Origin of the sequence: Mycobacterium sp., assembly GCF_035623875.1 — a bacterium.
Taxonomy (GTDB): Bacteria; Actinomycetota; Actinomycetes; order Mycobacteriales; family Mycobacteriaceae; genus Mycobacterium.
In genome coordinates this window covers 1-15,976 of sequence record NZ_DASPSP010000191.1, presented here as the reverse complement: position 1 = coordinate 15,976, position 15,976 = coordinate 1, and the positions used below count along the sequence as shown (strand labels likewise).

The window sequence follows — 15,976 nt, the reverse complement described above, 5'->3', positions numbered from 1 at the left end:
CGCTGGCACGGCACCGTATTATACGGCGGCGTATTGACCGAATACGACGGCGCGGCTACCGTTTGTACGTAGCCGTATAAAGGAGCTGCCGTGAGGGTCCCGAACGAGGTACAGCTGGCGCAGCCATGGCGCATCCACACCGTCGTCGCCGACTTCACGCTGGAGGATGTCTGGACCCTGCCATTGGTCGGTGGGGGATCGGACGACTTCGCCGCCGCGGTCGAGATGACCGCCAAGTTCAACCCGGCGAAGGCGAAATCCTTGCCGACGCGCCTGCTGTGGGGCTTGCGCGATCGCCTCGGTGCGTGGTTCGCGATGGGCCGGATTTCTGTCGCCAAGCCGGCCGACGCCGACGATCGGCTGCCCATTCCCGGGACGCACGAGTACTCGCTCGCCGAGCGATTGCCGGCCGACCTGCGCGGCACCGCCGACGTTGTTCAGTTCGAGAATTCGCCCTTCGTGCCGCTCTACCGGACCGCGAACGAATTCGCCGCCGAGATCTCGAACCGCACCGTCCACGGGGTGCTGCACCTGGCCTGGGCCGACCGCGGCGACGGCCGCCACCAGGGACAGATGGCCGTTTATGTCAAGCCGCGCGGCCGATTCGGCGAGGCCTACATGGCCTTTATCAAGCCGTTTCGGTACCTGATCGTCTATCCCGCCCTCGAGCGCCAGATCGAACGAGCGTGGAATCGCCGCCAGCCGGCGCGGTGAGTGACCACTCGCGGCATCGTTTTGGCTGATCGCGGTGGGCCGCGCTATTGTGGTTGCCGATCCACCGAAGACCGTCGGTCACCGAGTAATCGGTTGAAGGTCCGGGAATTCCCGGCGGCCCACGCAGGAGGACGAGGCCAAGCAATCGTCGGCGCGCGCCGACGCAATGTTCACGCCCCGACCGCTTCCTGCGTCGGGGCGTTCGTCATTTCTGGGCTAGGCCGTTTCAGGACCCCTAAGGAGGTTGCATGGCCCGGGCTGACAAGGCTACCGCCGTTGCAGACATCGCCGAGCAGTTCAGGGCTTCGACTGCCACCGTGATCACCGAGTATCGCGGGCTGTCCGTGGCCAACCTGGCCGAGCTGCGCCGGTCACTGGCGTCCTCGGCGACCTACTCGGTCGCCAAGAACACGCTGATCAAGCGCGCTGCCTCAGAAGCGGGCGTCGAGGGGCTCGACGAACTGTTCGTCGGACCCACCGCGATCGCATTCGTCAGCGGCGAGGCGGTCGATGCCGCCAAGGCCATCAAGACCTTCGCCAAGGAGCACAAGGCGCTGGTCATCAAGGGCGGCTACATGGACGGTCACCCGCTGACCGTCGCCGAAGTCGAGCGCATCGCCGACTTGGAGTCGCGCGAGGTGCTGCTCGCCAAACTGGCCGGGGCGATGAAGGCCAACCTGTCGAAGGCGGTCGGGCTGTTCAACGCACCGGCCTCGCAGGTGGCCAGGCTCGCTGCCGCACTGCAGGAGAAGAGGGCCGCAGAAGAGGCTGCGGCTCCGACCAAGGCCCCAGCCGCCGAGGCTCCTGCCGCCGAGGCTCCGGCAGCAGAGACCGAGACGGCCGAAACGCCAGCGGCTGAGGCCCCCGCCGAAATACCCGCCGAAACCACCGAATAACCCCAAACCCACCACCAAGGAAGGACCCACACCATGTCCAAGCTGTCCACCGACGAACTGCTCGACGCTTTCAAGGAACTCACCCTGTTGGAGCTCTCGGAGTTCGTGAAGAAGTTCGAGGAGACCTTCGAGGTCACCGCGGCCGCTCCGGTCGCCGTCGCCGCCGCCGCTCCTGGCGGCGCGGCGCCGGCCGCCGAGGCAGCCGAGGAGCAGTCCGAGTTCGACGTCATCCTGGAGGCCGCCGGCGACAAGAAAATCGGCGTCATCAAGGTTGTCCGTGAGATCGTCTCGGGCCTGGGCCTCAAGGAGGCCAAGGACCTGGTCGACGGCGCACCCAAGCCGGTCCTGGAGAAGGCCCCCAAGGAGGCTGCCGAGGAGGCCAAGACCAAGCTCGAGGCCGCCGGCGCCACCGTCACCGTCAAGTAGTCGACTCATCGATTGCCCCCGGAGCCGCTTCAGGCTCCGGGGGTTTCGTCTACTCAGCGCGGCTGCACCGCCAAGAGCTGCGACTTTCGCACCTGCTCGGGCGAATCGCCAAGCGCAACAAGAAGATTCGTCCTCAATGAAGTGAGCACCGGTCCGACGGCGCTGCCCTGCGCGCCGTAGTAGCCCGCGAGTTCGAGCATCACGAAGCCGTGAATCGACGCCCAGAACTGAGCGGCGATGGCCACCACGGTGGCGTCGTCAGGAGGCGAATCCTCTGAGCCGCCCGCGATTCGGCCCGCCAGCATGCAGCGGTGCACGCCGCGCACGACATGCGCGAAGCTGGGGTAGTGGTCGTTGATCTCGGCCACGGACAAGGTCAGGACGTCGTGTGCCGGCGCGTTGATGCCGTGTGCGCTGGTGCTGCCGAACATCAGCCGGTACATATGCGGACGCTCGATGGCGTAGCGCCGGTAGGCAATCCCGGTGGCGATCAGATCCGCGACGGGGTCCGACGTCGGCGCCATCGTCATTGCGGCATCGAACTGGCGCAAACCCTCCTCGGCGACTGCGGCGATCAGCGCGGGCATGCCGCCGAAATGCGTATACACCGCCATCGTCGACGTCCCGGCGGCGCTGGCGATCTTGCGGGTCTGCAGCGCATCGGGGCCCTCCTCGTTGAGGATGGCCACGGCAGCGGCCAGCAACTCGGCACGCACGTCGCGCTCGGTCTGTGAAGTCCCTGGTCTCATCGCTGACATCTTGACACAGCCCGCCTACATTGTATATAACAGTGAAATATCAATGTTATACCAGCTAGGAGCCCGAAGTGACCACCGCAGCCACCACCGCACCGGCGAACCCTTACCTCGATGACTTCCTGGCGCCGGTGCGCGCCGAGGTGACCGCGACCGACCTGGCGGTCACCGGCCATATCCCCGAATTCCTCGACGGGCGATACCTGCGCAACGGGCCTAACCCCGTCGCAGAGGTCGACCCCGCCACCTATCACTGGTTCAGCGGCGACGGCATGGTGCACGGAGTGGCGCTACACGGCGGCAGGGCCGGCTGGTACCGCAACCGCTGGGTCCGCAGCGCGGGTGTGCGGGCGGCCCTCGGTGAGCCGGCTGCTGCCACCCCCAACCTGCGTGCCGGAATGCAGTCCCTCGGCGCCAATACCAACGTGCTGGCCCACGCAGGAAAGACCCTCGCTCTCATCGAAGGCGGCGTGGCCAACTACGAACTCACCGACGAGCTCGACACCGTCGGCCCCTGCGACTTTGATGGCACCCTGACCGGTGGCTATGCCGCTCACCCGCACCGTGACCCAAGAACCGGCGAATTGCACGCGGTGTCCTATTCCTTCGCGCGCGGTCGAACGGTCCAGTACTCGGTGATCGACACTCACGGCCACGCTCGCCGCACTGTCGACATCGAGGTGTCGGGGTCGCCGATGATGCACGACTTCTCGCTCACCGACAAATATGTGGTGCTCTACGACCTGCCGGTGACGCTCGACCCGATGCAGCTGGCGCCGGCAAAGATGCCCGGGTGGATGCAACTGCCGGCCCGGTTGGTGATGCAGTCCGTGATCGGGCGCGTCCGGGTACCCGGGCCGATCGCGGCGATGATCAATCGCCAAGAGCGCCAGGCCTACCGGCTGCCCTACGCGTGGAACCCCAAATACCCGGCGCGCATCGGCGTGATGCCCCGCGAGACCGGCGGTGACGCCGGAAAAGCCCCAGTGCGATGGTTCGACATCGAACCCTGCTACGTCTACCACCCGCTCAACGCCTACTCCGAAGTCCGGGGCGGCAGCGAGGTGCTGGTGCTCGACGTGGTTCGCTACCAGCGGATGTTCGACCGCGACCGGCGCGGGCCGGGCGAGAGCACGCCCACATTGGACCGGTGGACGATCAACCTGGCGACCGGAGCGGTGAGCAGCGAATGCCGCGACGACCGTGCGCAGGAGTTCCCCCGGATCAACGAGACCCGGCTCGGTGGTCGGCATCGTTTCGGCTACACCGTCGGCATCAAGGGCGGCTTCCTCGACTCAGGCAGAACTCAAATGTCGACATCGCTGTACAAGCACGACTTCGCGACCGGATCCAGCATGGTTGCTCCGCTCGACCCCGAGCTGCTGATCGGCGAAATGTCCTTCGTGCCGCGTCCCGCCGCCGCCTCGCAGGATGCTGCCGAGGATGACGGCATCCTGATCGGCTACGGCTATCACCGAGGCCGCGACGAGGGCCAGTTGGTGCTGCTCGACGCCCAGACCTGTGAATCGGTGGCCACCGTCCACCTCCCGCAGCGAGTGCCGATGGGCTTTCACGGCAACTGGTCGCCGCGGGAGTGATGAAATCGCCGCCGATCATGATTTTGTGGTGATAGCCGCACAAGGCGTCTCCTTCCTTACCAGTGCGCTACAGTGACTCATGCCACAAGCTGCGCTTGGGCTGCGGAGCAACGTCGGTGAGAGGGTTTCGGATGGGTATCGGTATCGAGGTTGAGGGGCTGACGAAGTCCTTCGGCGCCCAGCGGATCTGGGAAGACGTCACGATGGACATCCCGCAGGGCGAGGTCAGCGTGCTGCTGGGCCCGTCGGGTACCGGTAAATCGGTGTTCTTGAAGTCGCTGATCGGGCTGCTGCGCCCGGAGCGCGGGTCGATCGTCGTTGATGGCACCGACATCACCGAGTGCTCGGCCAAGGAGCTGTATGACATCCGCACGCTGTTCGGGGTGATGTTTCAGGATGGCGCGTTGTTCGGGTCGATGAACCTGTATGACAACACCGCGTTCCCGCTGCGTGAGCACACCAAGAAAAAGGAAGGCGAGATCCGTGACATCGTCATGGAGAAGCTGGAGATGGTGGGTCTGGGCGGGGATGAGAAGAAGTTCCCCGGTGAGATCTCCGGTGGTATGCGCAAGCGCGCCGGGTTGGCCCGCTCGCTGGTGTTGGACCCGCAGATCATCCTGTGTGACGAGCCCGACTCGGGTCTGGACCCGGTGCGCACCGCGTATTTGAGCCAGTTGCTGATCGACATCAACGCCCAGATCGACTGCACGACCTTGATCGTGACGCACAACATCAACATCGCCCGCACGGTGCCGGACAACATGGGCATGCTGTTTCGCCGCAAGCTGGTCATGTTCGGTCCCCGTGAGGTGTTGTTGACCAGCGACGAGCCGGTGGTGCGCCAATTCCTCAACGGTCGTCGGATCGGGCCGATCGGGATGTCGGAGGAAAAGGACGAGGCCACCATGGCCGAGGAGCAGGCCCACCTGGAGGCCGGCCACCACGACGGCGGTGTGGATGAGATCGAGGGCGTGCCGCCGCAGATCCTGGCCACCCCCGGCATGCCGGAGCGCAAGGCCGTCGGTCGTCGGCAGGCCCGGGTGCGGGAGAACCTGCACCTGCTGCCCAAGAACGCCCAGGAAGCCATCCTCGACTCGCTGGAGGGCACAGGCAAATACCCCATCCACGACTACGACGCCGTCAGCGGCCGGCACCGCGACGAGGACGCCGACACCGCAGGGATCCCCACCCAACGCGGATACTGACCGCCTCGATAGGCCTGCCCGGAAGGAGTTGATCCACCAACTTGGCGCGTCACCTCTTGACGGAAGCGCCCGAAGGGGCCAATCTGTTGGGCAGCATGCGTGAACGGGTAGATCCAGACGCCAGCCAGCGCCGAGATTTCCGGGCACGGTAGTTGAGGAATGCGCAGTCCTGCGCTATTGTTGGACGTTGCGCTGGCTGCTTCCTGCCCACCTCACCCGCCATCTGACACCGTGGTCCCAGCCTGAGCCCGTTTTCGGCTCAGCAACCTAGCTGCGTGCGTGAGATCCGGACAGTTCGTCCGCCAGCCGAACCGACAAGTTATAGCGGCGAACAGGCCCGGTGAACGCCGGCACCGTTAGTCGCACGAGGTGCTGGAAGGACGCATCTTGGCAGTCTCCCGCCAGAGCAAGAAAAACCCACAAGGTTCTTTAGGTTCCACCTCTTCTTACAGCTCCGTTCCCGGGGCGCCTAACCGAATTTCCTTCGCCAAGCTGCGTGAACCACTCGAGGTGCCCGGCTTGCTGGACGTGCAGACCGACTCGTTCGAGTGGCTGATCGGTGCACCGCGATGGCGCGAGGCCGCTATCGCCCGCGGCGAGAGCACAGGAGAGGCCAAGCCGGTCGGTGGCCTCGAAGAGGTGCTCTATGAGCTCTCGCCGATCGAGGACTTCTCCGGCTCGATGTCGCTGTCCTTCTCCGATCCACGGTTCGACGAGGTCAAGGCCCCTGTCGACGAGTGCAAAGACAAGGACATGACGTACGCGGCGCCGCTGTTCGTCACCGCCGAGTTCATCAACAACAACACCGGTGAGATCAAGAGCCAGACGGTGTTCATGGGCGACTTCCCGATGATGACCGAGAAGGGGACGTTCATCATCAACGGAACCGAGCGTGTGGTGGTCAGCCAGCTGGTCCGGTCACCGGGCGTGTACTTCGACGAGAGCATCGACAAGTCGACCGAGAAGCTGCTGCACAGCGTCAAGGTGATCCCCAGCCGCGGTGCGTGGCTGGAGTTCGACGTCGACAAGCGCGACACCGTGGGTGTGCGCATCGACCGCAAGCGTCGTCAACCGGTCACCGTGCTGCTCAAGGCGCTGGGCTGGACGGCCGAGCAGATCAGGGACCGGTTCGGTTTCTCCGAGATCATGATGTCGACGCTGGAGAAGGACAACACCGCCGGCACCGACGAGGCGCTGCTGGACATCTACCGCAAGCTGCGCCCGGGCGAGCCGCCGACCAAGGAGTCCGCGCAGACCCTGCTGGAGAACCTGTTCTTCAAGGAAAAGCGCTACGACCTGGCCAGAGTCGGCCGCTACAAGATCAACAAGAAGCTTGGCTTGAGCGACAAGCCGGCCGAAACGACGTCGACGACGCTGACCCAAGAGGACGTCGTCGCCACCATCGAATACCTGGTGCGCCTGCACGAGGGGCAGACCTCGATGACCGTCCCCGGCGGCGTCGAGGTGCCGGTGGAGACCGACGACATCGACCACTTCGGCAACCGTCGGCTGCGCACGGTCGGTGAGCTGATCCAGAACCAGATCCGGGTCGGCATGTCCCGGATGGAGCGCGTGGTCCGCGAGCGGATGACCACTCAGGACGTCGAGGCGATCACACCGCAGACGCTGATCAACATCCGCCCGGTGGTCGCCGCGATCAAGGAGTTCTTCGGCACCAGCCAGCTGTCGCAGTTCATGGACCAGAACAACCCGCTGTCCGGGCTCACCCACAAGCGCCGGCTGTCGGCGCTGGGCCCCGGTGGTCTGTCGCGTGAGCGCGCCGGGCTGGAGGTCCGCGACGTGCACTCCAGCCACTACGGCCGGATGTGTCCGATCGAGACCCCGGAAGGCCCGAACATCGGCCTGATCGGTTCGCTGTCGGTGTACGCGCGGGTCAACCCGTTCGGCTTCATCGAGACGCCGTACCGCAAGGTGGTCGACGGCGTGGTCACCGACGAGATCGAGTACCTGACCGCCGACGAGGAAGACCGCCACGTCGTCGCGCAGGCCAACTCGCCGCTCAACGAGGAGGGCCGGTTCACCGAGGCCCGCGTGCTGGTTCGCCGGAAGGCCGGCGAGGTTGAGTACGTGTCCTCATCCGAGGTGGACTACATGGACGTTTCGCCGCGCCAGATGGTGTCGGTGGCCACCGCGATGATCCCGTTCCTCGAGCACGACGACGCCAACCGCGCCCTGATGGGTGCCAACATGCAGCGCCAGGCGGTTCCGCTGGTGCGCAGCGAGGCACCGCTGGTGGGCACCGGCATGGAGCTGCGCGCCGCGATCGACGCCGGCGACGTCGTCGTCGCCGACAACGGCGGCGTCATCGAGGAGGTGTCGGCCGACTACATCACGGTGATGGCCGACGACGGCACCCGGCAGACCTACCGGATGCGCAAGTTCGCCCGGTCCAACCACGGGACCTGCGCCAACCAGCGTCCGATCGTGGACGCTGGTGAGCGGGTCGAGGCTGGTCAGGTGATCGCCGACGGGCCGTGCACCGACAACGGCGAGATGGCGCTGGGCAAGAACCTGCTGGTGGCGATCATGCCGTGGGAAGGCCACAACTACGAGGACGCGATCATCCTGTCCAACCGCCTGGTTGAGGAGGACGTGCTGACCTCGATCCACATCGAGGAGCACGAGATCGACGCCCGCGACACCAAGCTGGGCGCCGAGGAGATCACCCGGGACATCCCGAACGTCTCCGACGAGGTGCTGGCCGACTTGGACGAGCGCGGCATCGTGCGCATCGGTGCCGAGGTCCGCGACGGCGACATCCTGGTCGGCAAGGTCACCCCCAAGGGTGAGACCGAGCTGACCCCGGAGGAGCGGCTGCTGCGCGCGATCTTCGGTGAGAAGGCCCGCGAGGTCCGCGACACCTCGCTGAAGGTGCCGCACGGCGAGTCCGGCAAGGTGATCGGCATCCGGGTGTTCTCCCGCGAGGACGACGACGAACTGCCCGCCGGCGTCAACGAGTTGGTCCGTGTCTACGTGGCCCAGAAGCGCAAGATCTCCGACGGCGACAAGCTCGCCGGCCGCCACGGCAACAAGGGCGTGATCGGCAAGATCCTGCCCGTCGAGGACATGCCGTTCCTGCCGGACGGCACGCCGGTGGACATCATCTTGAACACCCACGGTGTGCCGCGACGCATGAACATCGGCCAGATCCTGGAAACGCATCTGGGTTGGTGCGCCCACAGCGGCTGGAAGATCGACCTCGCCGGCGGTGTCCCGGACTGGGCCCAGCGGTTGCCCGAGGAGTTGTTGGACGCCGCGCCGAACAACATCGTCTCGACCCCGGTCTTCGACGGCGCCAAGGAGGAGGAGCTGCAGGGCCTGCTGGCCTCGACGCTGCCCAACCGCGACGGCAACGTGCTGGTCGACAGCGACGGCAAGGCGGTGCTGTTCGACGGCCGCAGTGGCGAGCTGTTCCCGTACCCGGTGACGGTCGGCTTCATGTACATCATGAAGCTGCACCACTTGGTGGACGACAAGATCCACGCTCGCTCCACCGGCCCGTACTCGATGATCACCCAGCAGCCGCTCGGCGGTAAGGCGCAGTTCGGTGGCCAGCGGTTCGGGGAGATGGAGTGCTGGGCCATGCAAGCCTACGGCGCGGCGTACACGCTGCAGGAGCTGTTGACCATCAAGTCCGACGACACCGTCGGCCGGGTCAAGGTGTACGAGGCGATCGTCAAGGGCGAGAACATTCCCGAGCCGGGCATCCCCGAGTCGTTCAAGGTGCTGCTAAAGGAGCTGCAGTCGCTGTGCCTCAACGTCGAGGTGCTGTCCAGTGACGGCGCCGCCATCGAGATGCGTGACGGCGACGACGAGGACTTGGAACGCGCGGCCGCGAACTTGGGAATCAATTTGTCCCGCAACGAATCTGCCTCGGTTGAGGATTTGGCTTAAGTTTTTCTTGTTACTACACCCGCAAGGGGAAAGGGAGTTACGTGTTAGACGTCAACTTCTTCGATGAACTCCGCATCGGCCTCGCCACCGCGGACGACATCCGGCAATGGTCTTACGGTGAGGTCAAGAAGCCGGAGACGATCAACTACCGCACGCTGAAGCCGGAGAAGGACGGCCTGTTCTGCGAGAAGATCTTCGGACCCACTCGCGACTGGGAGTGCTACTGCGGCAAGTACAAGCGGGTGCGGTTCAAGGGCATCATCTGTGAGCGCTGTGGCGTCGAGGTGACCCGTGCCAAGGTGCGTCGCGAGCGGATGGGCCACATCGAGCTGGCCGCGCCGGTCACCCACATCTGGTACTTCAAGGGCGTGCCTTCGCGTTTGGGCTACCTGCTCGACCTGGCGCCGAAGGACCTCGAGAAGATCATCTACTTCGCCGCCTACGTCATCACCGGCGTCGACGAGGAAATGCGCCACAACGAGCTGTCCACGCTCGAGGCCGAGATTGTCGTCGAGCGCAAAGCGGTCGAGGACCAGCGCGACGCCGACCTGGAGGTGCGTGCACAGAAGCTGGAGGCCGACCTGGCCGAGCTGGAGGCCGAGGGCGCGAAAGCCGATGTGCGGCGCAAGGTTCGCGATGGCGGCGAGCGTGAGATGCGCCAACTCCGCGACCGGGCACAGCGCGAGCTGGACCGGCTCGAGGACATCTGGAACACCTTCACCAGGCTGGCTCCCAAGCAGCTGATCGTCGACGAGAACCTCTACCGGGAACTCGTCGACCGCTACGGCGAGTACTTCACCGGTGCCATGGGCGCGGAGTCGATCCAGAAGCTCATCGAGAACTTCGACATCGAAGCCGAGGCCGACTCGTTGCGTGACGTCATTCGAAACGGCAAGGGGCAGAAGAAGCTTCGCGCGCTGAAGCGGCTTAAGGTGGTCGCTGCGTTCCAGCAGTCGTCCAACTCGCCGATGGGCATGGTGCTCGACGCGGTCCCGGTGATCCCGCCGGAGCTGCGTCCGATGGTGCAGCTCGACGGTGGCCGGTTCGCCACCAGCGACCTCAACGACCTGTACCGCCGGGTGATCAACCGCAACAACCGGCTCAAGAGGCTGATCGACCTCGGCGCGCCCGAGATCATCGTCAACAACGAGAAGCGGATGCTGCAGGAGTCGGTCGACGCGCTGTTCGACAACGGCCGTCGGGGCCGTCCGGTCACTGGGCCGGGCAATCGCCCGCTGAAGTCGCTGTCGGACTTGCTTAAAGGTAAGCAGGGTCGGTTCCGCCAGAACCTGCTCGGTAAGCGCGTCGACTACTCGGGCCGTTCGGTCATCGTGGTCGGCCCGCAGCTCAAGCTGCACCAGTGCGGCCTGCCCAAGCTGATGGCACTCGAGCTGTTCAAGCCGTTCGTGATGAAGCGGCTGGTCGATCTCAACCACGCGCAGAACATCAAGAGCGCCAAGCGGATGGTGGAGCGTCAGCGTCCGCAGGTGTGGGATGTGCTCGAAGAGGTCATCGCCGAGCACCCGGTACTGCTGAACCGCGCACCGACCCTGCACCGGCTGGGCATCCAGGCCTTCGAGCCGATGCTGGTGGAAGGCAAGGCAATCCAGCTGCACCCGTTGGTGTGTGAGGCGTTCAACGCCGACTTCGACGGTGACCAGATGGCCGTGCACCTGCCGCTTTCCGCGGAGGCGCAGGCCGAGGCCCGCATCCTGATGCTGTCCAGCAACAACATCCTGTCGCCGGCATCCGGCCGTCCGCTGGCCATGCCGCGATTGGACATGGTGACCGGGCTGTACTACCTGACCACCGAGATTCCCGGCGATCACGGCGAATACCAGCCGGCCGCCAAGGACCGCCCGGAGTCGGGGGTGTACGCCTCGCCGGCCGAAGCCATCATGGCGATGGACCGCGGTGCTTTGAGCGTGCGCGCCAAGATCAAGGTGCGGCTGACTCAGCTGCGCCCGCCGGTCGAGACGGAGACCGAGTTGTTCGGCCAAAACGGTTGGCAGCCGGGCGATTCCTGGATTGCTGAGACCACGCTGGGTCGAGTGCTGTTCAACGAGCTGCTGCCGGTGGGGTACCCGTTCGTGAACAAGCAGATGCACAAGAAGGTGCAGGCGGCGATCATCAACGACCTCGCCGAGCGCTACCCGATGATCGTGGTCGCCCAGACCGTCGACAAGCTCAAGGACGCCGGCTTCTACTGGGCCACCCGAAGCGGTGTGACCGTGTCGATGGCCGACGTGCTGGTGCCACCGGGCAAGCAGGAGATCCTCGACGCCTATGAGCAGCGGGCCGACAAGGTCGAAAAGCAGTTCCAGCGTGGCGCTTTGAACCACGGCGAGCGCAACGAGGCGCTGGTCGAGATCTGGAAGGAAGCCACCGACGAGGTGGGTGAGGCGTTGCGCGAGCACTACCCCGACGACAACCCGATCATCACGATCGTCGACTCCGGTGCCACCGGTAACTTCACCCAGACCCGGACGCTGGCCGGCATGAAGGGTCTGGTGACCAACCCGAAGGGTGAGTTCATCCCGCGGCCGGTCAAGTCGTCGTTCCGTGAAGGCCTGACCGTGTTGGAGTACTTCATCAACACCCACGGCGCGCGAAAGGGGCTGGCGGACACCGCGTTGCGTACCGCAGACTCGGGTTACCTGACCCGTCGTCTGGTCGACGTGTCGCAGGACGTCATCGTGCGCGAGCGCGACTGTGGCACCGAGCGCGGCATCACCGTCGAACTGGCCGAGCGTCAGCCGGACGGCACGCTGATCCGCGACCCGTTCATCGAAACCTCCGCGTATGCACGCACATTGGGTTCCGACGCAGTCGACGAGAAAGGCAACGTCGTCGTCGCGCGCGGCGAGGACCTGGGCGACCCGGAGATCGACGCGCTTTTGGCAGCCGGAATCACGCAGGTGAAGGTGCGTTCGGTGCTGACCTGCACCACCGGCACCGGGGTCTGCGCGACCTGCTACGGACGGTCGATGGCCACCGGCAAACTGGTCGACATCGGTGAAGCGGTCGGTATCGTTGCGGCGCAATCGATTGGTGAGCCAGGCACCCAGCTGACCATGCGCACGTTCCACCAGGGTGGTGTCGGTGAGGACATCACCGGAGGTCTGCCCCGCGTACAGGAGCTGTTCGAGGCCCGGGTGCCGCGCGGCAAGGCGCCGATCGCCGATGTCACCGGACGGGTGCGTCTGGAGGAGGGCGAGCGCTTCTACAAGATCACCATCGTCCCCGACGACGGTGGCGAGGAAGTCGTCTACGACAAGCTCTCCAAGCGGCAACGGCTACGGGTGTTCAAGCACGAGGACGGTACCGAGCGGCTGCTGACCGATGGCGACCACGTCGAGGTGGGCCAGCAGCTGATGGAAGGCTCCGCCGACCCGCACGAGGTGCTGCGGGTGCAGGGCCCCCGCGAGGTGCAGATCCACCTCACCAAGGAGGTCCAGGAGGTCTACCGGGCGCAGGGTGTGTCGATCCACGACAAGCACATCGAGGTGATCGTCCGGCAGATGCTGCGCCGGGTGACCATCATCGACTCGGGCTCGACGGAGTTCCTGCCCGGCTCGCTGATCGACCGCGCGGAGTTCGAGGCCGAGAACCGTCGGGTGGTGGCCGAGAGCGGCGAGCCCGCCGCCGGTCGCCCGGTGTTGATGGGTATCACCAAGGCGTCGCTGGCCACCGACTCGTGGCTGAGTGCGGCGTCGTTCCAGGAGACCACGCGAGTGCTGACCGATGCGGCGATCAACTGCCGCAGCGACAAGCTCAACGGTCTGAAGGAGAACGTGATCATCGGGAAGCTGATCCCGGCCGGTACCGGTATCAACCGCTACCGCAACATCCAGGTGCAGCCCACCGAGGAGGCCCGGGCCGCGGCGTACACGATCCCGTCCTACGAGGATCAGTACTACAGCCCGGACTTCGGCCAGGCCACCGGTGCTGCGGTTCCGTTGGACGACTACGGCTACTCCGATTACCGGTAACCTTCGTTAGCGCGAGCAGTCCCCCGCTTGCGGGGACTGCTCGCGCACCCATCCTTTACACCGTCGGCCTTGTGGACCGCATGAACTACCACCTGCTTAATGGGCCGAGCGGACGCAAAAGCTCCCGCCACGTTCGGCGTGTCGAGTGCTTTTGGGTCTGCTCGCCACAGCTTGGCCAGCCACTAGACTGGCCGACGTGCTCATCGGTTCACATGTCAGTCCGCAGCATCCACTGGCCGCGGCCGAGGCCGAGAATGCTGATGTCGTCCAGATTTTCCTCGGCAACCCGCAGAGCTGGAAGGCGCCCAAGCCGCGCGACGACGCCGCGCAGCTCAAAGCCGCGGCCCTACCGATCTACGTGCACGCGCCGTATCTGATCAACGTCGCGTCGGCGAACAACCGGGTGCGGATCCCGTCGCGCAAGATCTTGCAGGACACCTGCGACGCGGCGGCCGAGATCGGTGCTGCCGCGGTGATCGTGCACGGTGGTCACGTCGCCGAAGACAGCGACCTCGACGAAGGTTTCCGGCGCTGGCGCAAGGCGCTCGACCAATTGCAGACCAAAGTTCCCGTCTACCTGGAGAACACCGCGGGCGGAGACCACGCAATGGCCCGCCATTTCGACACCATCGGACGGCTCTGGGACCACATCGGCGACACCGGTATGGGCTTTTGCCTCGACACCTGCCACGCCTGGGCGGCGGGCGAGGCGCTGGTCGACGCCGTCGACCGCATCAAGGGCATCACCGGCCACATCGACCTGGTGCACTGCAACGACTCGAAGGACTCGGCGGGCTCGGGCCGCGACCGGCACGCCAACTTCGGCACCGGGCAGATCGATCCCGAGCTGCTGGTGGCGGTGGTCCGGGCCGCGGGTGCGCCGGTTATCTGCGAAACCGCCGACGAGGGCCGCAAGGACGACATCGCGTTCTTACGTGAGCGGCTGAGCTGAAAAACGTCTGCCATGGTCGGGCGGCTCGTCGCAGTTCTCGGCGTTGCACTGCTAACCGCGGGCTGCTTCGGCAGGGACGCGGCCAAGCCGTCGGGTTTCGTCGAGGGCACCAGCGTGCACACGATCAGCGTCAGCGGACATAACCGCACCTACCGGCTCTACAAGCCAAAAGGACTGCCCGCATCTGCCCCGCTGGTGGTCATGCTGCACGGCGGCTTCGGCAATGGCGCACAAGCCGAAAGGTCTTATGGGTGGGACGGATTGGCGGACTCGTCGAAAGTCATCGTCGCCTACCCGGACGGCCTCAACCGGGCCTGGAACGTCAACGGCGGCGGCTGCTGCGGCCGGCCCGCAAAGGAGGGCGTCGACGACGTCGGTTTCATCACGGCGGCGGTCGCCGACATCGAACGCAACGTCAGCATCGACACCTCCCGGGTTTACGCCACCGGTATGAGCAACGGCGCCATCATGTCCCTTACGCTGGCGTGCGAGACGGCCATCTTTGCCTCGATCGGCCCGGTCGCCGGGACGCAGCTGAACCAGTGTCGGTCTCCGCATCCGGCGTCGGTCATGCATATCCACGGCACGGCCGATCGCCTGATTCCCTACAACGGCGGGCGCGGTGCCGGCGTGGCGCACATCAACGGACCGTCGGCGCCGGATGTCGCTGCGTTCTGGCGCAACGTCAATCACTGTGGCGCCCCGGCCGACACCATGAGCGGCAAGGTCACCACGTCGACCGCCGGATGCCCCGCGAATCGCAGCGTGGTGCTGATCACCGTCGACGGCGGTGGCCATCAGTGGCCCGGCTTCGCCACCCAGAAGCTCTGGGAATTCTTCGCCGCCCATCCCCGCTGAGCATTACACGTCTTGTGCGGTTGTAGAAAAAATGTAATATTGGCGGCATGCCAGATACTCATGTCGTCACCAACCAGGTCCCGCCGCTGGAGGAGCACAACCCGGCATCCTCCCCAGCCCTCATCGAGGCGCTGATCCGCGAAGGCGGGCAGTGGGGCCTGGACGAGGTGACCACGGTCGGTGCGATTTCCGGGTCCAAGCAGGCGCAACGCTGGAGTGAACTGGCCGACCGCAACCGGCCCATCCTGCGCATCCACGACCGCTACGGCCATCGCATCGACGAGGTCGAGTACGACCCCGCCTACCACGAGCTGATGCGCACCGCGATCGAGCACGGCCTGCACGCCGCGCCGTGGGCCGACGACCGGCCGGGTTCGCACGTGGTGCGCGCGGCCAAGATGTCGGTTTGGAACGTCGAGCCCGGACACACCTGTCCGGTCTCGATGACCTACGCTGTCATTCCGGCGCTGCGCTACAACCCCGAATTGGCGGCGGTTTACGAGCCGTTGCTGAGCAGTCGCGAGTACGACCCGGAACTCACGGTGCCAGCGACAAAGCCCGGGCTCACCGCGGGCATGTCGATGACCGAAAAGCAGGGCGGCTCCGATGTCCGCGCCGGCACCACCCAGGCCACCCGCAACGCCGACGGCACCTACAGTCTGACC

10 protein-coding genes and 1 pseudogene are annotated in these 15,976 nt (G+C 65.5%); 10 read left to right on the top strand and 1 reads right to left on the bottom strand.

Going from position 1 to position 15,976, the window contains the following annotated elements; all coding sequences use genetic code 11:
• The first annotated feature begins 90 nt into the window (after nt 1-90).
• The 3 genes from VEI45_RS15860 (at nt 91) to rplL (ending at nt 2,036) form a co-directional block, all read left to right on the top strand.
• Entirely contained in the window at nt 91-714 is a 624-nt protein-coding gene (locus VEI45_RS15860) for a DUF2867 domain-containing protein (protein WP_324854828.1), read from the top strand.
• Nucleotides 715-962: 248 nt separating this feature from the next.
• On the top strand, nt 963-1,610 hold the full coding sequence (gene rplJ / locus VEI45_RS15855) for a 50S ribosomal protein L10 (RefSeq protein WP_324854826.1): 648 nt from the start codon (nt 963-965) through the stop codon (nt 1,608-1,610).
• Nucleotides 1,611-1,643: 33 nt separating this feature from the next.
• Complete coding sequence (rplL, locus tag VEI45_RS15850) at nt 1,644-2,036, top strand: 50S ribosomal protein L7/L12 (RefSeq protein WP_324443508.1); 393 nt, start codon at nt 1,644-1,646, stop codon at nt 2,034-2,036.
• Nucleotides 2,037-2,089: 53 nt separating this feature from the next.
• Here rplL and VEI45_RS15845 read toward each other — a convergent pair whose 3' ends face one another.
• Nucleotides 2,090-2,785 (bottom strand): TetR/AcrR family transcriptional regulator, encoded by a 696-nt coding sequence (locus VEI45_RS15845; protein ID WP_324854823.1) that lies wholly within the window; start codon nt 2,783-2,785, stop codon nt 2,090-2,092.
• Between the two features lie 77 nt (nt 2,786-2,862).
• Here VEI45_RS15845 and VEI45_RS15840 point away from each other — a divergent pair, with 77 nt between their 5' ends.
• The 7 genes and pseudogenes from VEI45_RS15840 to VEI45_RS15810 form a co-directional block, all read left to right on the top strand.
• Complete coding sequence (locus tag VEI45_RS15840) at nt 2,863-4,389, top strand: carotenoid oxygenase family protein (RefSeq protein WP_324854821.1); 1,527 nt, start codon at nt 2,863-2,865, stop codon at nt 4,387-4,389.
• A gap of 131 nt (nt 4,390-4,520) precedes the next feature.
• Nucleotides 4,521-5,594: an ABC transporter ATP-binding protein gene (locus VEI45_RS15835; RefSeq protein WP_324854830.1), complete on the top strand. Its 1,074-nt coding sequence runs from the start codon at nt 4,521-4,523 to the stop codon at nt 5,592-5,594.
• 387 nt (nt 5,595-5,981) lie between these two features.
• Complete coding sequence (locus tag VEI45_RS15830; RefSeq protein ID WP_324854819.1) at nt 5,982-9,509, top strand: DNA-directed RNA polymerase subunit beta; 3,528 nt, start codon at nt 5,982-5,984, stop codon at nt 9,507-9,509.
• Nucleotides 9,510-9,550: 41 nt separating this feature from the next.
• The gene (locus tag VEI45_RS15825) at nt 9,551-13,501 is read left to right on the top strand and encodes a DNA-directed RNA polymerase subunit beta' (RefSeq protein WP_324854817.1); all 3,951 of its coding nucleotides are present in this window, start codon (nt 9,551-9,553) and stop codon (nt 13,499-13,501) included.
• A 196-nt stretch (nt 13,502-13,697) separates the two neighbouring features.
• Complete coding sequence (locus tag VEI45_RS15820; protein WP_324854815.1) at nt 13,698-14,453, top strand: deoxyribonuclease IV; 756 nt, start codon at nt 13,698-13,700, stop codon at nt 14,451-14,453.
• A gap of 12 nt (nt 14,454-14,465) precedes the next feature.
• A complete protein-coding gene (locus tag VEI45_RS15815) occupies nt 14,466-15,311 on the top strand; it encodes an alpha/beta hydrolase family esterase (RefSeq protein ID WP_324854813.1) in 846 nt (281 codons plus the stop codon).
• A gap of 47 nt (nt 15,312-15,358) precedes the next feature.
• Nucleotides 15,359-15,976: pseudogene (locus VEI45_RS15810) on the top strand (DNA alkylation response protein); the annotation flags it as partial.